20 protein-coding genes, 3 tRNA genes and 1 pseudogene are annotated in these 21,919 nt (G+C 27.1%); 8 read left to right on the plus strand and 16 right to left on the minus strand.

What is annotated here, in order from left to right; all coding sequences use genetic code 11:
* Positions 1–115: 115 nt before the first annotated feature.
* From QIA31_RS04255 to groES, 3 genes are all read right to left on the minus strand, one after another.
* A complete protein-coding gene (locus tag QIA31_RS04255) occupies positions 116–712 on the minus strand; it encodes a hypothetical protein (RefSeq protein ID WP_301385869.1) in 597 nt (198 codons plus the stop codon).
* 95 nt (positions 713–807) lie between these two features.
* Positions 808–1,500 (minus strand): tRNA (5-methylaminomethyl-2-thiouridine)(34)-methyltransferase MnmC2, encoded by a 693-nt coding sequence (gene mnmC2 / locus QIA31_RS04260; protein WP_301394372.1) that lies wholly within the window; start codon positions 1,498–1,500, stop codon positions 808–810.
* Between the two features lie 308 nt (positions 1,501–1,808).
* The gene (gene groES, locus QIA31_RS04265) at positions 1,809–2,081 is read right to left on the minus strand and encodes a co-chaperone GroES (RefSeq protein WP_151060385.1); all 273 of its coding nucleotides are present in this window, start codon (positions 2,079–2,081) and stop codon (positions 1,809–1,811) included.
* Between the two features lie 143 nt (positions 2,082–2,224).
* Here groES and QIA31_RS04270 point away from each other — a divergent pair, with 143 nt between their 5' ends.
* From QIA31_RS04270 to QIA31_RS04280, 3 genes are all read left to right on the plus strand, one after another.
* Positions 2,225–3,856, plus strand: coding sequence for an ABC-F family ATP-binding cassette domain-containing protein (locus tag QIA31_RS04270; protein WP_301394373.1), 1,632 nt, complete (start codon positions 2,225–2,227; stop codon positions 3,854–3,856).
* Between the two features lie 35 nt (positions 3,857–3,891).
* Complete coding sequence (locus QIA31_RS04275) at positions 3,892–5,571, plus strand: PQQ-binding-like beta-propeller repeat protein (protein WP_301394374.1); 1,680 nt, start codon at positions 3,892–3,894, stop codon at positions 5,569–5,571.
* Positions 5,572–5,675: 104 nt separating this feature from the next.
* Complete coding sequence (locus tag QIA31_RS04280) at positions 5,676–7,754, plus strand: P83/100 family protein (protein ID WP_301394375.1); 2,079 nt, start codon at positions 5,676–5,678, stop codon at positions 7,752–7,754.
* Between the two features lie 81 nt (positions 7,755–7,835).
* Here the strand turns inward: QIA31_RS04280 and QIA31_RS04285 are convergent.
* A tRNA-Pro gene (locus QIA31_RS04285) sits at positions 7,836–7,908 on the minus strand.
* A gap of 7 nt (positions 7,909–7,915) precedes the next feature.
* Positions 7,916–7,989, minus strand: a tRNA-Arg gene (locus QIA31_RS04290).
* Between the two features lie 97 nt (positions 7,990–8,086).
* Here QIA31_RS04290 and QIA31_RS04295 point away from each other — a divergent pair.
* Positions 8,087–8,722: an endonuclease III domain-containing protein gene (locus QIA31_RS04295; RefSeq protein ID WP_301394482.1), complete on the plus strand. Its 636-nt coding sequence runs from the start codon at positions 8,087–8,089 to the stop codon at positions 8,720–8,722.
* 8 nt (positions 8,723–8,730) lie between these two features.
* Here the strand turns inward: QIA31_RS04295 and QIA31_RS04300 are convergent.
* From QIA31_RS04300 to QIA31_RS04310, 3 genes and pseudogenes are all read right to left on the minus strand, one after another.
* Positions 8,731–9,590 (minus strand): annotated as a pseudogene (locus QIA31_RS04300) (ABC transporter permease subunit).
* On the minus strand, positions 9,590–10,570 hold the full coding sequence (locus QIA31_RS04305) for an ABC transporter permease subunit (RefSeq protein WP_301394376.1): 981 nt from the start codon (positions 10,568–10,570) through the stop codon (positions 9,590–9,592). The pseudogene QIA31_RS04300 and the gene QIA31_RS04305 overlap by 1 nt, the downstream one beginning before the upstream one ends.
* Positions 10,571–10,576: 6 nt before the next feature.
* Positions 10,577–11,032 (minus strand): septum formation initiator family protein, encoded by a 456-nt coding sequence (locus tag QIA31_RS04310; RefSeq protein ID WP_301394378.1) that lies wholly within the window; start codon positions 11,030–11,032, stop codon positions 10,577–10,579.
* Between the two features lie 98 nt (positions 11,033–11,130).
* Here QIA31_RS04310 and QIA31_RS04315 point away from each other — a divergent pair, with 98 nt between their 5' ends.
* The gene (locus QIA31_RS04315) at positions 11,131–12,240 is read left to right on the plus strand and encodes a hypothetical protein (protein WP_301394379.1); all 1,110 of its coding nucleotides are present in this window, start codon (positions 11,131–11,133) and stop codon (positions 12,238–12,240) included.
* A 249-nt stretch (positions 12,241–12,489) separates the two neighbouring features.
* Here the strand turns inward: QIA31_RS04315 and QIA31_RS04320 are convergent, their stop codons facing one another.
* The 6 genes from QIA31_RS04320 to QIA31_RS04345 form a co-directional block, all read right to left on the minus strand.
* Positions 12,490–13,503: a DUF4340 domain-containing protein gene (locus QIA31_RS04320; RefSeq protein ID WP_301394380.1), complete on the minus strand. Its 1,014-nt coding sequence runs from the start codon at positions 13,501–13,503 to the stop codon at positions 12,490–12,492.
* 16 nt (positions 13,504–13,519) lie between these two features.
* The gene (locus QIA31_RS04325; RefSeq protein WP_301385880.1) at positions 13,520–15,028 is read right to left on the minus strand and encodes a GldG family protein; all 1,509 of its coding nucleotides are present in this window, start codon (positions 15,026–15,028) and stop codon (positions 13,520–13,522) included.
* A 4-nt stretch (positions 15,029–15,032) separates the two neighbouring features.
* Complete coding sequence (locus QIA31_RS04330; RefSeq protein WP_151060396.1) at positions 15,033–15,767, minus strand: ABC transporter permease; 735 nt, start codon at positions 15,765–15,767, stop codon at positions 15,033–15,035.
* Positions 15,764–16,693 carry an ABC transporter ATP-binding protein gene (locus QIA31_RS04335; protein WP_301385881.1) on the minus strand — a complete coding sequence of 310 codons (930 nt, stop codon included), beginning with the start codon at positions 16,691–16,693 and terminating at the stop codon, positions 15,764–15,766. The genes QIA31_RS04330 and QIA31_RS04335 overlap by 4 nt, the downstream gene beginning before the upstream one ends.
* 8 nt (positions 16,694–16,701) lie before the next feature.
* Positions 16,702–17,661, minus strand: a complete 960-nt coding sequence (locus QIA31_RS04340; protein ID WP_301385882.1) for a ribonuclease Z — start codon at positions 17,659–17,661, stop codon at positions 16,702–16,704.
* A 189-nt stretch (positions 17,662–17,850) separates the two neighbouring features.
* The gene (locus QIA31_RS04345) at positions 17,851–18,918 is read right to left on the minus strand and encodes an NAD(P)/FAD-dependent oxidoreductase (protein WP_301385883.1); all 1,068 of its coding nucleotides are present in this window, start codon (positions 18,916–18,918) and stop codon (positions 17,851–17,853) included.
* A 198-nt stretch (positions 18,919–19,116) separates the two neighbouring features.
* Here QIA31_RS04345 and QIA31_RS04350 point away from each other — a divergent pair, with 198 nt between their 5' ends.
* The 3 genes from QIA31_RS04350 (at position 19,117) to QIA31_RS04360 (ending at position 20,570) form a co-directional block, all read left to right on the plus strand.
* On the plus strand, positions 19,117–19,713 hold the full coding sequence (locus tag QIA31_RS04350; protein WP_301385884.1) for an ATP-dependent Clp protease proteolytic subunit: 597 nt from the start codon (positions 19,117–19,119) through the stop codon (positions 19,711–19,713).
* 46 nt (positions 19,714–19,759) lie between these two features.
* Positions 19,760–20,419: a hypothetical protein gene (locus QIA31_RS04355; protein WP_301394483.1), complete on the plus strand. Its 660-nt coding sequence runs from the start codon at positions 19,760–19,762 to the stop codon at positions 20,417–20,419.
* A gap of 67 nt (positions 20,420–20,486) precedes the next feature.
* Positions 20,487–20,570: transfer RNA gene (locus QIA31_RS04360), tRNA-Leu, on the plus strand.
* Between the two features lie 13 nt (positions 20,571–20,583).
* Here QIA31_RS04360 and QIA31_RS04365 read toward each other — a convergent pair.
* Positions 20,584–21,441 (minus strand): DUF368 domain-containing protein, encoded by an 858-nt coding sequence (locus QIA31_RS04365; RefSeq protein WP_301394381.1) that lies wholly within the window; start codon positions 21,439–21,441, stop codon positions 20,584–20,586.
* A 39-nt stretch (positions 21,442–21,480) separates the two neighbouring features.
* Positions 21,481–21,810 carry a nucleoside triphosphate pyrophosphohydrolase family protein gene (locus tag QIA31_RS04370; protein ID WP_151060402.1) on the minus strand — a complete coding sequence of 110 codons (330 nt, stop codon included), beginning with the start codon at positions 21,808–21,810 and terminating at the stop codon, positions 21,481–21,483.
* Between the last annotated feature and the right edge of the window lie 109 nt (positions 21,811–21,919).

Consider the following 21,919-nt stretch of genomic DNA (forward strand, 5'->3'; position numbering starts at 1 on the left):
GTGTGCTTCCTGTTAATAGCATTTGCACTCCTAATTGTTTATGTAATTAATTTATTGGGCTAGCTTTTAACTTTAAGCAAAAGTTATGCTTTTTGTTAATAGCTATTTTGCATTCCTAATTGTTAGGGAATGTTTGAGGGGATAAAAAGTTTGAATCTTGTAGTTTTATGAAGCTGTTTATTATTGTTGATACATCTTCTTCTTTGATATAAATTGATGGAAACGTTTTTCTTCGACTAAAGAGAAAATCAAAATCAAGAATTAAATAAATTTGATTACCTTTTCGAGTTGTGCTCAGCTTTAATTCAAAATCATCATCGTCTTTGTATCGTCTATTGGGATTTTCTTTAATCATTTTTGCGCCCAATAATATGATTTCATTTTCTTTAATGCTTTTTGGTCTCTCATCAAATAAGCTTAAACTTCTGATTATATTGCTAGTATTTAAAAGATTGAAAAAACTAAAATTTCTTCTATATCCGTTTTCTTTTAGGATAAGTTTAACTTTTGAATCATAATCTTTAATGTATGATCCCTTATGTTCAATTTCAATAATACCCTCAAGGCTCGCATTACTTAGGACTTCAGAATATTTTTCTTTTTTTATTGATATATCTTTTATAAAAAACAAATCCTTGATTGTGTCTTTTGCAAAGATATAATTATTAGATATTAAAAATAGTAAAACTATAGCAAATACTTTTTTTGACATTAAATTTCTCCTTTTTGCTATCTTATAGTGTATCATATTTGTTGAATATTTTTGTATTAGGTTTTTGTCTAAAATTTTGATTTTTGTCTAAGGCATTAAAAAAGTAATTTTTTAGTTTTTTGAGCCCTTATCATATGCCTTTTATTTCCAAATCCTTTTTCTATATGGATGTATTTGAAATTAGCAAGCTTTAAGCCATCTTTTACGATTCGCGCAGAGGAAAATGTTGAAAGTTTGCATTCTGGGCTGCTTTTTTTAGCAATTAAATTAAATATTTCATTGTTCCACATTTCAGGGTTTTTTTTAGGATTAAATCCATCTAAAAACCAGTATTCGACATTTTTTGGAATTTCTTTAATTTTTATTTTAGCGCTTCCAATTAAAATTTTTAAATTAACATTTTCTGTTATTTTTAGTTTTAAATTTTTTTTTGGAATTTTAGGATAACGTTTTAACAATAATTTGAAATAAGGGATCTCTTTAGTGAAGAACTTTGAAATTTGCATTATTGTGTGTTTTTTAAGTGGAAATTTTTCTATAGAATAATAATTAATCTTTGAGGTTATGTTGTTCTCTTTTATGAATTTTAAAAGACATATAAAGTTTAATCCTGTTCCAAACCCCAACTCTGCTATTAAAAAATTTTCTTTTGTTTTTAATTCTAAATCCAGATTGCAACCTTTAATAAATGTATAAAAACTTTCTTCAATTCCATACTTTGGACTGTAATATATGTCATCGAATTTGCTTGAATATATGGTTTTCTCTTTAAAAATTAGATTTCTCATTTAAGTTCACTTTTTCAAGCTTACAGCACTCTGTAAGCTTGAAATTTTTAATTTGATTGATCAGAATAATAAGTTTCTATGATAAGCTTGCAATCTTAATTCAAGGCCGCAAGTCTTAATAAAAATTTTGATTTATAAGTATTTGTAAATTTTAATAATTTTTCTTTTAAAAATACAAAACTTTGTACCATTTTTACTTTCTTTTTAAGTCGCAGTCATTTTTTTATTCATACTAAAACCCTATTTTCAGTAATTTTTATGATACATTTTTTTATTAAGCTTAAAGCTAAGTGGCTAAACTTAGCTTCTTACTCTTCTATTATTGCAACTATTTCTTTTGCTTTTAGTATTAAATGTTCTCTATTTTCAATTTTTACAGCAGCTCCTGCATATTTTTCATAAAGTACAGTATCGCCAACTTTTACAGTGATCTCTTCTTTCTTAGAGCCGATGGCTATAACTGTTCCAATATTTGTTTTTTCTTTTGCATTTTCTGGTATGTAAAGCCCTGAGATTGTTTTACTCTCAGCTTCTTTGATTTTTATTAAAACTCTATCAGCTAAAGGCTTAATATTTTTCATTTCAAACATCTCCTTATGTTAATAATATTAAATATACGAAAAAATTGAGAGTTGAGTCAATATATTTATATAGTGCTTGAAAATTAAATTAATTTTCAAGATAATTTTCTTATTAGAATATCAATTTTAGGCAGGGTAATAGTTTGATAACTGTAAATAATTTGGAAGTTGCATTTGGAGAGAGAGTTTTATTCAAAGATGTAAATATTAAATTTTCTTCTGGAAATTGTTATGGAATAATTGGTGCTAATGGGGCAGGAAAAAGCACTTTTTTAAAAGTACTAGGTGGAATGATTGAATCTACTAAGGGTGAAATATTTATTCCTAAAAATCAAAGAGTAGCGGCTCTTGAGCAAGATCAATTTGCCTATGATGCATATAAGGTTATAGATACTGTTATTATGGGTCACAAAAGACTTTATTCTGTTCAAAGGGAAAAAGATGAAATTTACACTAAACTTGACTTTAGCGATGAGGATGGAATTAGAGCCGGGGAGCTCGAAGCAGAATTTTCAGAGCTTGGAGGATACGAGGCTGAATCTGATGCGGCAGTTCTTCTTAAAGGTCTTGGAATAGATGAGTCAATTCATAATAATTTAATGAGCGATATTGAAGGGTCTTTAAAGGTTAGAGTTCTTTTAGCGCAAGCGCTTTTTGGTGATCCTGATATATTGCTTCTTGATGAGCCTACCAATAATCTTGATTTACAATCTGTTAAATGGTTAGAAGAGTTTTTAATTAATTTTGAAAATACAGTTATTGTTGTGTCTCATGATAGACATTTTTTAAATCAAGTTTGTACCCATATTGTTGATATTGATTATGGAAAGATTCAAGTGTATCTTGGAAATTATGATTTTTGGTATGAAACAAGCCAGATTTTAAACAAGCAACTAAAAGATGCTAAAAAGCGATCTGAAGATAAAATTGCTGAACTTAAGGCATTTATCCAAAGATTTTCTAGCAATGCGTCTAAGTCTAAGCAAGCAACATCAAGGAAAAAGTTGATTGAAAAAATAAGGGTTGAAGATTTGAAACCTTCTTCAAGGAAGTTTCCTTATGTTAATTTCAAAAGCGAAAGAGAGCTTGGTAAAAATGTTCTTACAATTAAAAATTTGATAAAAGAATTTGAAGGGAATTTAATTTTAAATAAATTTAGTATTGTTGTTGAACCCCAGCAAAAGATTATTTTTTTGGGAAATCCCATGTTTGCAACTTTTTTGTTTGACATTATTACAAATGAAGATAAAAATTATAAAGGTCATTATGAATGGGGCTCTACTGTTAATTTTTCATATTTTAATAAGGATAATGGAAAATATTTCGATTTAGATTTGAATTTAGTTGATTGGTTGCGTCAGTATTCAAAAGAACAAGATGAAACTTATATTAGAGGCTTTTTGGGTCGAATGCTTTTCAGTCAAGACGAAGCTTTAAAAAAGGTAAATGTTCTTTCAGGAGGAGAAAAAGTAAGATGCATGCTTGCTAAGGTTATGCTTAGTGGAGCAAATGTTTTAATACTAGATCAGCCTACAAACCACTTAGATCTTGAAGCAATTACATCTTTAAATGCTGGGCTTAAAGAGTTTAAGGGAGTTGTTCTTTTTACATCACATGACCATCAATTTATAGATACTATTGCTAATAGAATTATCGAGTTTACTCCCAATGGAATAATTGATCGACACATGAATTTTTCTGAGTATGTTGATGATACTAAGATTAGGGATCTGAGAAATAGCCTTTATGGTGATAATGCTGGTTTTAGTCTTTAGCAGCAGTTTTTTTAAAAGTTAAAAGGTTTTTTATTTTGAGATGCGTACTTTTCATATTTGTCTTTTCAACTTCTTTTTTAAGGCTTTATTCTAATATTAATTTATATTTTCAAAAAGCATTAACTGGTAAAATTGTGGGCAGTCCAATTATTGATGAAAAACGTGATACTATTACGGTTTTAACAAAAGATAGGTGGTTGACTACTTATACAATGTCATTTGAAAAAAAATATTCTTATAGATTAAATAGGGTTCCACATCCTTTTCTTTTGAAAGATTTTGATAATGGGTATTATGTTATTACAGTTAGAAATGAAGTTCAAAAGATCAAAAGAGGAAAGCTTGTTTGGAAGTACAAGCTCAAATTTTCACCTTTGCATCCTCCTGCCATAGGTAATGCTAGCATTTTAATCCCTCTTGTTAATAAGGAAGTTCTTTCTATTGATTTAAATAGTGGGAAAAAAATATTTGAAGTCAACTTAGGTGGAAGATCTGTTACTTCTCCTGTAGTTTTTGATAATGGTGATTTTTGCATTGCAAGTGAAAATGATGAAATATTTTTGTTTGATTCTTTGGGTAATAAGAAATGGTTTTCCAGGCTGGTTGCTTTTCCTTTTTTGTTAATGATAAATACAAAAAAAGAGATAGTTGTTGGTCATAAGTCAGGTCATATTGTTGCTTATGGTAGAGATTTTGGGGAAGTTGTTAGCTCTGTTAAGCTAGGCTTTCCTATTAATTTTTTGTTTGAAAAGTTTAATGGTGAATATGTAGCAATTTCAAGTGTTGGTATATTTTTTAATTTAAGTAGAAATTTTAAGCTTAAATTCAAAAAAAAAAGAAACCTTGAGATTGAGAAAGCTATTCTTTATAATAATAGAAATCTTTTAATTTCAACCAAATCAAATGGAATTTTGTCTTTTGAAGAAGATTTTGAGCCATCTTTTATAGATGCTAATCTTAAGGATTTGTCAGGACTTACTGCTAATTCGGGTATTATTGTCGTAGGGGGGGGTGATTGGGTTCTTAGTACTTATTATTACGAATACGACAAAGAGTTTGATGTTAGTGTATGGAATCATTTTAGAGGTAATAAATATAATCAAGGTAGGATAGATTTAAAAGAGAAGGGTTTTGTAGATTATGATGAAAATTATTTACTTCTTGATAGAATTCTTAATTCTAGCTATAGTGATGCTGCTTATGATAAATTTTTAGGGATTTTAGATTTTCTTGCAAATAAAGATGGAAATTTCCCCAAAAAATATTTAAATTTATATGAAAAAGCTTTTAATGTGTGGCTTTTGCCAGAAAAGGGATTTGATAGAATTATTTCAAGGGGCAAGCTTTATAGATATTTTGTATATGTTAATGATGAATTTTCAATTAAGAGTTTTATTAATTTAGCAATTAGAGAAAGAGATATTAATAATATAATTACCATAGTGCAAACTATTACCAAGTTTGAAAATTATTATGGGCAAAATTGTATTATATATAACTACATCCAGCATATAGTGTTAAATTACCAAGGCAATTTAGAAATAGCTTATTCTGTAATCTTAAATTTGAGAAATATAATTTTAAATTCAACAGACAAACTTCTTAAACTTTGTAAACATAAGTATCTAAATTTATTAATGTTTATGAGACGGCAAAATTTTTCTGAAAATATTAACAAGTATATTAATGAAATTATTTCAAGCATTCAAGACTGAATAGTTGTTTTGCATATAAATCTGATTATGTTAAAATTAGGTTTAAATTAGTGAATTTAGTTGGTAAGGTAGATTATAATTAAATTTATAGGAGAATTTCTTTTATGAAAAAAATGTTACTAATCTTTAGTTTTTTTCTTATCTTTTTGAATGCATTTACTCTTAATGCAAGGGAAGTTGATAAGGAGAAATTAAAGGATTTTGTTAATATGGATCTTGAGTTTGTAAATTATAAAGGTCCTTATGATTCTACAAATACATACGAACAGATAGTGGGTATTGGGGAGTTTTTAGCAAGGCCGTTAATTAATTCCAATAGTAGCTCAAGCTATTATGGTAAATATTTTATTAATAGATTTATTGATGATCAAGATAAAAAAGCAAGTGTTGATGTTTTTTCTATTGGCATTAAGTCGCAGCTTGATAGCATCTTGAATCTAAGAAGAATTCTTACAGGGTATTTAATGAAGTCTTTCGATTATGAGAGATCTAGTGCGGAATTAATTGCTAAGGTTATTACAATATATAATGCTGTTTATAGGGGAGATTTGGATTATTATAAAGGTTTTTATATTGAGCCTGCTTTGAAGTCTTTAGCCAAAGGAAATGCAGGTCTTTCCAGGGTGTACAGTCAATGGGCTGGTAATACACAAATATTTATTCCTCTTAAAAAAAATATTTTATCTGGAAATGTTGAGTCTGACATTGATATTGATAGTTTAGTTACAGATAAAGTGGTGTCAGCTCTTTTGAGTGAGAATGAAGCAGGTGTTAACTTTGCAAGAGATATTACAGACATTCAAGGTGAAACTCATAAAGCAGATCAAGATAAAATTGATCTTGAATTAGACAATATTCATGAAAGTGATTCTAATATAACAGAGACTATTGAGAATTTAAGAGATCAGCTTGAAAAGGCTACAGATGAAGAACATAGAAAAGAGATTGAAAGTCAGGTTGATGCTAAAAAGAAACAAAAAGAAGAACTGGATAAAAAGATAATCAATCTTGATAAAGCCCAACAAAAATTAGATTCTTATGAAGATAATTTAGATATTCAAAGGGATACTGTTAGAGAGAAGATTCAAGATGATATTAACGAGATTAATAAAGAAAAGAATTTACCAAAACCTGGTGATGTAAGTTCTCCTAAAGCTGATAAACAGCTACAGATAAAAGAGAGCCTAGAAGATTTGCAGGAGCAGCTTAAAGAAACTAGTGATGAAAATCAAAAAAGAGAAATTGAAAAGCAAATTGAAATCAAAAAAAATGATGAAGAGCTTTTAAAAAGTAAAGATAAAGCATTAGATCTTAATCGAGATTTAAATTCTAAAGATTCTAGTAAAGAAAAAATTGAAGGCAAGGAAGAAGAAGTAATCAAAGGTAAATCACAGGCAAGTTTAGACGATTTAAATAATAACAAAAATCTTATGACACTTGAAGATGAAAAATTATCTGGGGATAAAAAAATAGATAGTAAAAAAGATTTAAAACTTGTTTCTGAGGTTGATAAAATAGATAAAATTTCCAAGTCTAACAACAATGAGGTTAGCGAATCATTACCTTTAGATAAGTTTTCTTATAAAGACATTGATTCAAAATCGGGCGTAGATAACAAAGATGTTGATTTGCAAGAAACTAAGTCCCAAATTAAAAGCCAATCTGATTTTTTAAATGGAGATTTGACTACTATGTCTATAGATTCCAGTAGTCCTGTATTTTTGGAGGTTATAGATCCAATTACAAATTTAGGAACGCTCCAACTTATTGATTTAACTACTGGTGTTAGACTCCAAAAAAGTACTCAACAAGGCATTCATCGGTATGGAATTTATGAACGTGAAAAAGATTTAGTTGTTATTAAAATGGATTCAGGGAAAGCCAAGCTTCAGATACTCAATAAACTTGATAATTTAAAAGTGATATCAGAGTCTAATTTTGAGATTAATAAAAATTCATCTCTTTATGTTGACTCTAAAATGATTTTGGTAGTTGTTAAGGATAGTAATAATGATTGGAGATTGGCTAAATTCTCTCCTAAAAGTTTGGATCAGTTTATTCTTTCAGAGAATAAAATCTTGCCTTTTACTAGCTTTTCTGTGAGAAATAATTTTATTTATTTGCAAGACGAGTTTAAGAGCCTTATTACTTTAGATTTAAATTCTTTAAAGAAAGTTGAATGATTTTGTAGTTTTATTGGATTTGTGAAAATTATTAAAAAGCTAAAAACTTTGTTTTTAGCTTTTTAAGTTTTAAGTATTTTTTCGGGATGGTGGGATTCGAACTCACGATCCCCTGCTCCCAAAGCAGGTGCCTTAGCCACTAGGCCACATCCCGAATGAAGCGCACCAATTAGGACTCGAACCTAAAACCTACAGATTAGAAGTCTGTTGCTCTATCCAATTGAGCTATTAGTGCTTTTTAAAACGCTAATGATGAGTATATCATTTTGAAAAATCCTTGTCAATAAAATCTAGATACCTTTACTTTGTATATTTTTTGTTTTGTGTTTATAATGTTTTATAATTTTTTTATGATTAATCTTGATTTGATTGTTGATGAAACTTTGTTTAGGTATCCTGATGTTAAACCTTTCTTAAATTATAAAAATCATTATGAACTTTTAATAATGGTAATTTTAAGTGCAAGAACAACAGATAATTTGGTAAATAAAATTTCTCCGGATCTTTTTGAAAGGTATGGAAATTTTGAAAGTTTGTCAAGAGCAAATGTGAGAGATGTTGAAAAATTAATTTATAAGACCGGTTTTTATTCAAGGAAAGCTAAAAATATTGTAAATTGCGCTATTGATGTTTTGGAAAAATTTAATGGTGTTATTCCAAATAATATTTTTGATCTTGTTAAGCTACCCGGAGTAGGTCGGAAAACGGCAAATGTTATTCTTGGATCTGTTTACAATAAGCCCGCAATTATTGTAGATACTCATTTTAGCAGAGTTATTACAAGACATGCTCTTTCTTTGGAAAAGTCTCCTACTAAGATTGAACTGGACCTAAAAAGAAAAATAGAACCTTGTAAACAGTATAGATTTTCTATGGCTATTAATAAGCATGGAAGAGAAATTTGCACTTCTAGAAATTTAAGTTGTGTTAATTGTTTTTTAGAAAAACTTGCCCCAAGAGTTTGTTAATTTTTTAGTTAAGATGAGATTAAATGTTTCATTTTTTTTTCAGCTTTAAATTTATTATTGCTAGTATTATGTTTATACTTATTAATATGAGTAGGGGATTGATCCATATCCATAGATATTCGTTACCCATTTCCACATAGTTGAGTAGTTCTCCAAGACTGGGATATAAATTTTTATTTTGTTTTTGTAAAAAGCTTACTACTTCAAAAGTGGTAAGACTTCTTGCCATTTGCAATGGGATTATAGATGATATTGATGAGAATACTTCTGGAAAAATGTGATTTAATACTATTCTAATTTTGCTTGCTCCCATAGCTTCACTGGCTTTAATATAATCTAAATTTTTTATTATCAATGTATTGTTTCTTGCAATAAAAGCAAACCTAATCCATCCATGAATTAATGCCAATAGTGTTGCTGTTTGAAGCATATTGTAAGTTTTTTGTTTTAAAAAGTAGTAAAAAACTAGAGACACAATATAAAAAAAAGGTAATGTTTGCAACGCTTCGATTGGTTTTGAAATTAGCATGCAAATTTCAAAACTAAACATGCCAATTATTGTTCCAATTAAGATTCCAATTATTGCAGAAATTGTTGCGTAGCTTAGTGATAGTAGAATAGAATTTCTGGTTGCAATTATTAATCTTGCCATAATATCTCTTCCCATTTTGTCAATTCCTAGTGGATTATCTTTTGTGGGTGGCATAGGAATTTTTTTGATAGATTTTAAATAAACTTTATTTGGATTTTTTTTGTAGATTGCAATTTTTGAATTTTCATTAACCAATTCTGGAGTAATGATTAACAATATAATAAATATGTTGAAGAGTGCTATATAAATTTTTTTTATGATTATATCTGATTTCATTAGCTTAGTGTATCCTTATATGGGTTGATTTTGTAAATTAGTATATCTGTTATTATATTTGGAATAAGCATAATGAAAACACCAATAAAAATCAAATCTTTAGAAATAACATAATCGTTGTATTTTAAAGCATTTAAATATAAGGCCCCAATTCCATCAATTTCAAACATTGATTCAATCATCGATGCTCCAAAAAAAGCAGTTGTAATAATAGGCCTCATGTTTGTAAGTAATGGTGTTATTGATGGAATTAATGCATGTTTTAAGATTATTTGTAATTTATTTATTCCTCTTGATTTTGCAGCTTTTATGTAAAATTCTGATAAAGTTTTGTCAAGAGATTGTTTAAAAATTACAGAATTGAATATAAAGAATGAAAAAAACCATGCAAATCCACCTATTATTAAATTTTTTGGATTTAAATTTAAGCAATATATTAAAGACAGTATTAAAAATACTGTTAAGTTTCTTGGCATGGAGTGGAGTAATAGCATTAAATATTCTAGAAAATTATTTATTAGGTTATTTTTTATGTAAAGTTTCCAAATTATAATAAGGACTATTGCTACAATATAAGAGAGTAGGGCGCCTGGAATTGAGATTTTTAAAGTATTAAATAATTTGTTAAAAATTATTTTAGTGGTTGATTTTCCTTTACTCAGTAAAGAGTACCGATAATCACCCCATAGTATTCCTTCATTTTTTGTTTTGTATACTATATATGAATTGCCGGCTATATGCTTTAAAAAGCAATTTTTTTCTAATTTTAATTTAGGATTGAAATCATGTATCAGGGTATATTTTTTTATACTTTTGCATATTCCAATGTATTGCAAATATTTTTTTAGGATATTTGTTTTAACAAAAGGATTGTACTGACTTTCATTTGAAAAAAAATTTACTAACGATATGCAAAAAAATGATGCACAAATTAAATTAATTAATAAATATATTATATTTTTAAAAATAAATACTTTCAATAAAAACTAATCCTTAGAACTGTCGGAAGCAAGGTTATTGCTTTTTGTAATTTTTTTGGTTTGGATAATGCAGCTTGATAAAAAATAATAAATTAAACCTATTGCTATTGATATAAGGAAAAAATTTTGATTCTTGGAAATGGGTTTTTGTAAGGTTAATATTTGCCCTTGGTTATATTGATCTTTATTATTAATCTTTATTACTGTTGAGTTTTTTGGGTAGTAGCCCAATTTGCTGGCTTCTTTTAGAATTTCGGATTTAGATACTTGCAAATTAATATATCTTGCTTTTAATTCTTTTTGAATTTCTTTTAGTTTTTCGATGTGATTTTTTATTAATGTTAAATTGTTGTCCAATTTTTGATAATTGACAAATCCTCTCTCTCCAAATATGGGAGCTATTATAAAATAGCTTAGTATTCCTGAGTAAAAAGACATTGCAATTTTTTTATAAATAGTCATATAGCTTGTAATTATATTCTTAATATACTATATTTACAAGTAGTTAAAGTTGATTTAGATTGTAGTTATATTGGTTGGTTTTGGAGAGCAGGTTTGGCATGAAGAAAAACATTTTTTTTATCAAAGAAGGTCCTAAGGAAGTTGATTTTGATATAGAAAAAGTATTCTTAAGAAATGATTCTGTTGATATTGGTCCTACAGCATCAGATAATATTAAATTTTTTTTGGATGAAAAGCTTTTAAAACTAGATAACATATTAAAAGAAAGGCATGGCGAGTTGATTAATTGTTTAAAGGATGTTGAGCTTCGTGTTGAGAGAGTTGAAAAAGAAATGCTTGATAATGGGCTCAAGCTTGTAAAAAGAGATTTTATTGCTTCTGATTCGAAAGATTTTGAAAAAAATTCTTCTGAGATTGACGATTCATTTTCTAAAAAAGAAGACAATTTGCCTAATATTTCTATTGGACAAGAAGAATTAGATGCGTTGCTTGAAGGTATCAATTATGTTCCAAAAGAAAATGAAGGGGTTCGACACGGTGTTAAATTTAATAGAGATAAAGATTCTAATTTGACCAACAATTTACATATGTCTAATAATTTTATTGAAAAAGAAGGTATTGATTTTGCAAGCGATAACTTCTTTTTAGAAAATATTGAGTTAAATCATAATGAAAAATTGGAGAGTTCTTTAGATAAAAAACAGCATTTAGATTTAATTGATGAGAATGAAAACATTGAGCATGAGGACAGTGGTAATTCCACTATTCTTAAGAGTTCTGATGAAAGTCTTGAGTTAAAAGAAATTGATGACTTTGAAAGCATTTTAAAAAAGGACTTGAATTCTCAAGCTATTGAAGGCTCTTTTTCTAACTATTCAGATAAAAATTTGAGAGATGAAGCAGATCAAGGTAAAAGCAGTGATATTGCTAATTGTGAAAAGCCCAGTTCTCAAAATATAACTGAGGATCATTCTTTTTCTAATATTAATTTTAATGATGTTGAAAAAGTTGTGAACAAATTTAATGCTGAAGAATCTTTAAGTAACGTTGTGCTAAATAACGATGAAAAAGCCATATTAATAAATTTCATTGATAGGGTAGAAAGTGAGCTTGAATTAAATCCTAATAGAAATGTTTTTAAAATTAAACAAGAGTATGAAGTTTTAAAAAAAGTTAAATTTTTACTTACTAAAGACACCAAAGGTTAAAAGAATCTATTCATTTAAATTTTATTTTTTTCTATTAAAGTATTAAAGTTTTTATTAAGTCAATTTTTGACAGACAGACTATTTTTTGTTTTAACCAACATATTAATTTTAATTTAAAAGATTAACTTATCGGTAAAAAACAAAACAACATCTTATTTTTTGATAAAATGTTGTTTATTGTTATGGTTGCATTTTATTATATTTATTTTTATATGTTTTGTTTTTTATTTTTTTTAATGCATAGCAAAATTAATCTGTATTATTGTGATGTTCATGGCTATCTTCTTGATTATCATTGTTAGAGGTATTATCTTTTTCCATTAATTTTTTTTCTAAGTTAAATACATCAAAAAAAGTCCATTTACTAGTCATATAGTAATATTCATCTTTATCTTTTTTGATTAATATGTCTTTGTCATTTTCTTCGTCTTTATTAAAATAAACCTCCATATTGTTAACACTTTTATTGCTCCATTTGATTTCAATTTTGTATTGAAGCTTATAGTCATTTATTTTAAATTTATCAATTTCAAGTCCATCAGCTTTAAATTCAGCAATAATATTTAAAGGCCTTTCCTTTGATATTTTTTGATTATTTAAAAAATAAAGACCATCTTTAGTTGTAACCTCATAGTTATTATTTATATTGTTTTCATTTTCTTTGTTTAATTTTCTTATTATTTTGAATGATAAATTTTCTAATTTTGTGTTTTTTTCTTGAAATAATGTAGTATCTGAAAATGTATTATAAGAATTCCCTTTGTATGATAAGAAAATATTTTTTGTTAAGTAGACATTTTTGTCACTACCTTTGATGTATGCCAATCTTGAATCGCCTTCTCCTGATTTTCCAACAAAAATTTCTGTTAACAGTTTATTATTATTGTCAAATAATTTGAAACTTGGGTTTTCTCCAATTCCCAGTTCTTTATGTTTTTTTTGATCTCTACTTACAAGTTTATTTTTTTGAAGCTCGTCTAATGCCTTGATTAGAGAATTAACCTTTTTATTGTCAACGGGAATATTTTGCTTGTTATATGTTAGTATCCAATCTTTGCCAAGTTTTGTTAGTGTTCCTTCAAGTTCTGTTTCAATTTTAGAAATTAAATTCAAGTCAAAATCAAAAAATTTTTCTTCCAGTATTCTTGCTACTTTATTTTCATTTGAAAAAATTATTCCCAATAAGAACGTAGATGTTAACACTATTATTATCAATATTTTTATTTTTTCTTTATTGATTGAGAATATTTTTAGATTTGTCATGCTCACTCCTTTATTCTTAATTTGCTTTTCTTTTTCTAGTAAATCTAACAAGTCCAAATATTAATATTATCGTTGGAAGAATAATTAAATTAACAATTATTAATGAAAACTTTGCATTGACCATTTCGTTTGAAGAGCCTGTGAATTTTAATTTAGCTCGTACTTCTCTGGACTTAATATTAAAAAATTCTTCCTTTTGCATTAAATAATCTGAAATTCTTCCTGATAGTTCAAAGTTTGATGGAGAACCATTGTACATATAATCACTAAATATCATGCTTGATCCTGTTAGGATGATTTTAGAATTTTTGGAATATTGTTCTTTATAAAGGCTTTTAATTTTTCCTTCAATTGCGTATCCTAGTATTTTGAGTTTATTCTCTTCAAATTTATTTGGAACTTCAAATGCATTCAAAGATATGTTTGAAAGATTAGGCTCTTTAACTTGCCATGATTGTTTGGAGCTTGCAAATAGAGGTAAAAATTTTACTTCTGCTGTATCTTTTTTTACAGGTTCTAATGAGCTACTCCAAGGGATTGTAGCAGAATAAAAATTTTTCAGAAGCGGTATGTCTTTTTTTACAATATTACTTTTGTCTATTAAGATCCATGGATAGTAAATTTGGAAATTGCCACCTAAAAAGATTGTAGGCGCTCTTTTATCAAGAATAATATTCTCGCCGTATTTTATACCATAGCTTTCAAATAGATCAAATAGTTTAGATTTAATAGGAGTTATGCCATATGGATTTTGAGGGTTGTAGTCAATTGTGCTTGTTGCAACAAATATTTTTCCATCATTAACAATAAAATCGTCAATTTTTTTTGCAATCTCTTCATCAATTTCTTTAGCTCCGATAATGAATAATCCATTTATTTCTTTTCTTATGTCTTCTAATTTTTCAGTTTTTAAATCTATTTCTTTTATTTCAATATCAAATGCTTTTTTCATTATTTCAGAAAAGTTTTTGTGTGCTTCTTTTAAAGTGCTATCTCCAAAAGCAAGTCCTAAAACTTTTTTTGTATTGTTTATTAGTTTGTCAAGTCCATTTGCAAGGTCATATTCTAAATTGCTGATTTCTGTTACAACCGGTATTATTTCTCTTTTTCCCTCGTAAATAATTTCAATTCCCGAGTATATTTTAAGTATTGAGAGTTGATTAATATCTCTTAAGTCGATTTGCTGAGAAGGAATTCCAATGTGCTCTAATGGTGTTGAAATTTTATCAGCATCAACTTCTTTATAAATTACCTTACCTTTTGAAGCATCAGAAAAGCTTATTAAAAAATTTTTTATTTGATTTGGAAACGCAAAATAGTTTTCAAGGCTTCCTGAATTGTAATATGTTATATATATTGTTTCATTTGCGCTTGAGAACAAATTTTTTGTAACTTTAGATATTGTAAAAGCTTTGTGCTTTGTAAAGTCTATTTTAAAAATGAAAATAGATATATTGCAAAAAATCAAAAAGATTATTGTAAGGTTTAAAGTTAGGTTTAAAACCTCATTTTCTTTATTTTTCATAATTTTATCTCCATTTTTTTAGCGTTATGCTGTGTGTGCTTAGTATTAAAAATGTGATTGTGAATGTAATAAAATAAATAAAGTCTGATAAGTTTAATATGCCCATATTAAAATAGCTAAAGTGATTAGTTATTGAAATGAAATTAAGCATTTCTCCTATTATATTTTCTTTACCAAAGATCATGACCAATTTTCCAGAAAATAATATTAATATTAGGGTAAATACAGTTAGAATGTAAGAGACTATTTGACTTTTTGTAATAGAGGAGATAAATGTTCCCATGCTTAGTACAGAAAGAGAATAAAGAATTATCCCTATATATTGAAGCAATATTATCCCAAGATCAAATTCACCCATGAAAATTGTCATTATTGTAAGAGGTAAGGTAAGTGAGAATAGTATTAGGGTAAATATTTTAAGAGTAATAAATTTACCCAAGACTATCTCTTGAGGACTTAGTGGTAGAGCATAAAGAAGCTCAATACTGCCTGTTTTGTGCTCTTCTGAGAATACTCCCATGCTAAGTGCTGGCAGTACTAACATCAAAATAATAGGCATTGAAGAGAAATAAGAGGTAAGAGATGCATTGTCTTTAATAAAAAATCCTGATAAAAAAATAAATGAAAAGTTTATAAATATTAAAAAAAATAGCATCACAACGTATGCAGTTGGAGTTCCAAATAATATTTTTAGTTCTTTTTTAGAAAGCGATAAAGATTGCTTTAAATCTATTTTCATTTTTCTCTCTCCTTGGTTAATTTGCTAAATATTTTTTCAAGGCTTTCGTGTTTTGGAATCATTGCTTTTAAGATTATATTATTTTTTACTATGTAACTAAAGAGATCTTCTTCTGTTTTGCCTTGAGATAGTTTTAATGAAATGTTTAAGTCTTTCTTGTGTTCTTCAAGTTGTATTAATGTAAAAATATCATTTTTACTATTGAAAATTTTTTTTTCATTTTCAGATTTTTTTAAAACTATTAATTCTATTTCAATCTCTTTGAGCTTATTTTTAATAATATTTTCTTTTGTGTCATCAGCAACAATTACTCCGTTGTTGACAATAATTATTCTTTTACAAATGGATTCTACTTCGCTTAGTATGTGTGAAGAGAATAATATTGTACTTTCTTTTGTAAGTTCTCTTAAGAATTCTTTAAATTCAATTATTTGATTTGGATCAAGACCATTTGTTGGTTCATCAAGTATTACAAGTTTAGGATTGTTTATTAAAGCACCAGCTATTCCTACTCTTTGTTTAAATCCTTTTGAAAGTTGAGAAATCAACTTATCTTCAACTTCTTTTAATTTGAATATGCTTATTACCTTGTCAATCTCTTTTTTTATTTTTTTAACACCTTTTATTTCTGATATGAACTTTAAATATTCTTTAACAGAAAGCTCTGGATAAAGAGCTAATTTTTCAGGAACATATCCTATTTGTTGTAATATTTCTTTTGAATGCTCTACAATGTCTTTTCCAAAAATTTTTACATTACCTTTGCTTGGATAATGAAATGATGTTAAGATTTTGATTAATGTGGATTTTCCGGCTCCATTTGGTCCAAGTATGCCAAGCACTTCTCCTTCTTCAACCTTAAAGCTAACATTAAATAGCGCTGTAAATGAACCATACATTTTGGTAACTTTTTCTACATTTATCATATACCCTCCTATTTAATAATAAATTTATTTTTGTTTGCTTCAAGTCTCATTCCATCTTTTGTTAAAAAAATTTCTCCATCTGGATATTCCAATTTTGCCTCCTTTAGTAAGTTTTCAAGATCTTTTCTTAATGTATATCTTTCACTAAAATGAATAAGTCCTGTTTGTAAAACTTTTGCTTGCTTTGCAATATTTGCAGCTCTACTAGCTGTTAAGTGGAGTTTTTTATCTGCTTCTTTTTTAAGCTCATTTTTAAATGTGCTCTCAATTATTACAAGGTTAAAATTTTTGATTTGTTCTATGAGCTCTTTAAAATAACCAGTATCTGTAATGTATGCGACTTTTAATCCTTTTTTAGATTTTCCAAGTATTTCTGATGGTTTTATAATTTTTCCGTTTATTAGTATTTCTTTTCCATCTTGCAAGGATTTTCTAATAGGTCCTTTAGGAATATTTAACTCTTCTGCTTTTTCTGTATTGAATTTACCAGGTTTATCTTTTTCTATAAATAAATATCCAATACATTCTATTGAATGTTTTAGTCTAGTATATTCAATTTTTTTTGTTTTATCTTCATATATTATTTTTTCGGTTTCGTCTATGATTATTTCTTTATAAATTATTTCATAGTTTTTATAGATTTTAAGCATATCTATATTAGCTTTTGTATAGTTTTTTATTCCAACAGGTCCAGCAATTATTAATGGATCTTTTCTTGTTTCTCCACTTTGTGACATTAACATTACTATTCCAAGTAGCCCCGTGATGTGATCAGCATGTAAGTGTGTAATACAAATCATTTTTATTTTTTGCCAAGATATTTTTTGTTTCCTTAAAGACATTTGAGTTCCTTCTCCACAATCGAATAAAAAATTATCTCCATTGTATTCGATTAGTACGGATGACAAATATCTATTGTGGAGGGGTCTTGTTCCTCCAGTTCCTATAATATTAATATTGAATCCCAAAGATTATTCTCCTGGTTTGTTTTGAAAGTGTTAATTAATTTTAATTGTTTTATTAAATCTTGCTTCACTTTTAGTTTCTCTTTGGATAAGAATTATTCTAGCTTAACCTAAACATTATATTATTTTTTTATGAATTTAGAAATATTAAGATATGTAATCGTTTGTTAGCACGGATTTAAATTTTTGATTTTAAGGATGATACAAAATATTGTAATATTTTGCGTACCTTTTAATATTATAATGATTTGGAATTTTTTCATTTTTTTCAATATTATTAACTAATAAATTGGATAAGTATGGCGCCATAGATATACCTCTTGTTCCAAAACCATTTAATATAAATATATTTTTATGCTTGGGGTGTTCTCCTAAGAAAGGTTCTCTATCAAGAGTTGAGGGCCTTATGTGTGCTTTTTGATCAATGACTTTGCATTTTAGATTTGTTATTTTTTTAAATTTTTTCAATAATTCTAATTTTGCCCATTCATTTGTAAGCGTATTCCAAGTGTTCCATTCATAAGTGCCCCCAAGGTAAAATTTATTGCCTTTTAAGTGAATTAAAGATACGTGCCTATTGTAAACTTCTTTAAAATTTAATTTTTTGCATTCTAATATAATGATTTCGCCTTTTGCAGGTTCAAATGGAAGGTAGGAAAAAAATCCTTTAATTTTTTCTTTATATCCTTTTGCAAATATTAATTTTTCAAATTTGAAGTTTTCTATTTTAAAAAGATTTTCTTCAGGTTTAATTTTATTTTCGTCGATATTTTTGTTTATGTATGAATTTTTTTTGATTAAATATTTTTTAATATTTTTTATATAGATTTTTGTGTTAATCCTAGCGCCTTTTATTATCATTCCGCCGTTAGAGTCATTTGAGAAATCATAAATTTTTTCATCTTTTATATTTAAAATAAAGTTTGTCATGTTTTTATCATTTTTAAGTTTATCAACCAGTTCATTTTTTTGATTTTCAGTGGTAAAGGGTCTAAAAATATTTTTTTCTATAAAAAAGTTGGATTTAATAGTTTTTTCAACCTCTTGATAGTAGTTTTTTGCAAATTCAAAAATATGCGATTCTTTCCAGGCAATATTCATTTTTCTACCCATAATAGGATTAATAAGTCCACCTGATATTATTGTTGCTTTTGTATCTTCGTCATCAAAAAGAATTACCCTTTTATTTCTTTTAAGTAGTTCATAAGTAATGGTGCTTCCTGCTATTCCTCCCCCGATAACTGCAAATTCATGATGCACTATAAACCCCTTTTTAGATTTTACTTGTTTATAAATTTAGAGTATTTTTTAAATATAATGAAGTTTAATAAAGATTTATTAGTATTTTGATTTTCAGAAATTAGGTGCTAGTGTTTAGTTTTTATGCTTTCTTATTATTTAAAAACCTTTTATTTTCAATTATAATATATCATGATGTTTTTGTATAAGGGATGTTTTATGACTGGTAGAGAAGATGATAATATTTGTGTTTTGCATGATAAATCATTGAAATTGGCTTTAAAGAGTAGATCAATAGTTATTGCTGGTGAGATTACTAAGGATGTTTCTCGACTTTTTCAGGAAAAAATATTATTGTTGGAGACCTTAGATTTTAAGAAGCCTATATTCGTGTATATTGATTCAGAAGGAGGCGATATTGATGCTGGATTTGCTATTTTTAATATGATCCGTTTTGTTAAGCCTAAAGTTTTTACAGTTGGAGTAGGACTTGTTGCTAGTGCTGCCGCTTTAATTTTTTTGGCTGCAAAATTAGAAAATAGATTTTCACTACCTTTTGCCAGGTATTTATTGCATCAGCCCTTGAGTGGATTCAAAGGAGTTGCCACAGATATTGAGATTTATACTAATGAGTTAAATAAAGTTAAAAAAGAGCTTAATAATATTATTTCAAAAGAAACAGGACAAAAGATTTCTAAAGTAGAAAAGGATACTGATAGGGATTTTTGGTTAGACAGTAGTGCTGCAAAAAAGTATGGACTTGTATTTAAAGTTGTTGAGACAAAGCGTCAACTTGAAGAGTTTATTTCTGCTTAGTGTTTTATTTTTTTCCTGTAATTTTGTAAATATAGATTTTAGTGTTTTGGAGCTTAAGGTTGCAAATTTTAATTTAAATGATAATTTTTCTCAGGAATTATTAGATTCTGCTTATAATATTCTAAATCAAAGTTTTGATTTAATAATTATTAAGAATCTTGAGGATAAAAATGTTCTTGATTTAATCAATAATAGACTTTTATTTAGAACTTTTAAGAATGCTTATTTTATTGATCAAGGGAAAGGGCTTTCTGTTAGCATTCTTTCTAAGCGTAAAATAAAAATTAAAGTTTTAAGTGTAATTCAAGATTATGACGATTTAAAATTAGGATTGCTTGTTGATTTTAAATTTAAGGATACCCGTTATGGTATTGTTATTTATAATTTAAGCAATGATTTTATTAAAAATCCTACTAGCTTGCAAATTAGTGAGCAAATTTTATATTTAAAAGACCAAATGGATAAATTGATGTTTATTTTAGATAAATCTGAATTTGTTATTATTGATTTATTAATCAATAATGGATTTTTTAGCCTAATAAATGATTCAAACAATGTTTCAATGTTGGCAAATAAAATTGATTTTAGAGTTTTTTCTAATTTTTTTGCCAGGGTTTCTCTATATTCATTTATGTCTGTAATTACAGATTATTTGCATAACAACTATTCTATTGAAAATTTTCCCCAAAAAATAGTTATCAATTGAGTTTTTAGATTTATTTTCTTGTTTAACTTGACATCGCAATATATTATTATTTATTATATTATTCTATGCCGAAGTGGTGGAAGTGGTAGACACACAGGACTTAAAATCCTGAGGAGGAAGCTCCGTACCGGTTCAAGTCCGGTCTTCGGTATTTCCCAAATTTTTTATTTACATTTTTCAGCTATTTTTTTGTTTATAAAGATTCCTAGCATAAATAATGTTCCTAAAGATGTAAAAGATGTAAGGCTAATTTTAAAGTTTAATTTTAAAACGATTAATATCATTTGTAGAATTGATCCAAAAATTAAGCCTCTTGATAAATAAATAAAATTATTGAGGTGATTATCTATTATTTTTTTTATTATTAATATTGATGTAACTATTCCTATTAGTACAGCTGTTGCAAATATTATAATAAGGGCAATGTTAAATTCAGATATAATAAGTATTATTTCTTTATAAAATCCAAGTAGTAAAAGCATTGCAGATCCCGAGATTCCTGGCAAGATCATTGATGCTCCACTTATTGTCCCAGAGGATATTAATAATAAGTAATATTTTATTGAGTTTTTGTCTTTAGATATTATACTTTGCAATTGTATATTAGATTCTTTAATTATTAAGAAAAATACAATGATGGCCATACCAATAAAAAACAATAAATGCTTTAATATTTTTGTATTACTATTTATTTCTTTTATAGATATTTCTTTTTTTAGTGTTAGCATATTCCCGAATGTTAATCCTATGAAAAACATTATTAGCAATGCTTCTATTATTCCATTATCAAATGCATAAGTTTTAAATGTTTTTGCAGTCAATAATATGGAGGTTAACATTCCTGTTACCAAAATAGTTAAAAAAGTTGAATTTTTTTTAATTTCTTTGAATTTTAGGAGATCTGAAATAGAGTTTATAACTTTGTAATAAATTCTTAATATTAAAGCTAACGTTCCTCCGGAAACACCTGGAATTATGTTTGCAATTCCAAGTAAAATTCCCTTGATATAAGTACTAAGCATTTTTATTTTTGGACTTTAAGTTTTTTCAATTTAAATGCTTTACCTGTCATCACCCTCGCCATTTATCGTTCCATCTTCATGTCGCTTTTTTATTTTTTTTAGGTTTGTAAGGGCAACATCTTCAAGCGTAATGCCTAAATTATTACTTAAAGTTGACAAGTACCATAAAACGTCCCCAAGCTCTTTTTTAATTGATATTAAATATTCATCATCAATAATATAATTTTTGTCTCTTCCTAATTTTTTTATTTTTTCAACAACTTCTCCAGTTTCGCCAGCAAGACCAAGTGTTGTTAAAATTAATTCTTCTTTTTTGTTTTTGTACTTAGCAGTTTTTTTTGCTTTTTCTTGGTATTCGTTTAGCTCCATGTTAAGAGACAGTTTATTATAGTTTGTTATTATTTACAAGTCCAATCCCGATTTATTTTTTTTATGTTTTTTATTATATTTGATTAATTAAGCGGGAAATGGTTTGCAG

Source organism: [Borrelia] turdi, from assembly GCF_030439285.2.
Classification (GTDB): domain Bacteria; phylum Spirochaetota; class Spirochaetia; order Borreliales; family Borreliaceae; genus Borreliella; species Borreliella turdi.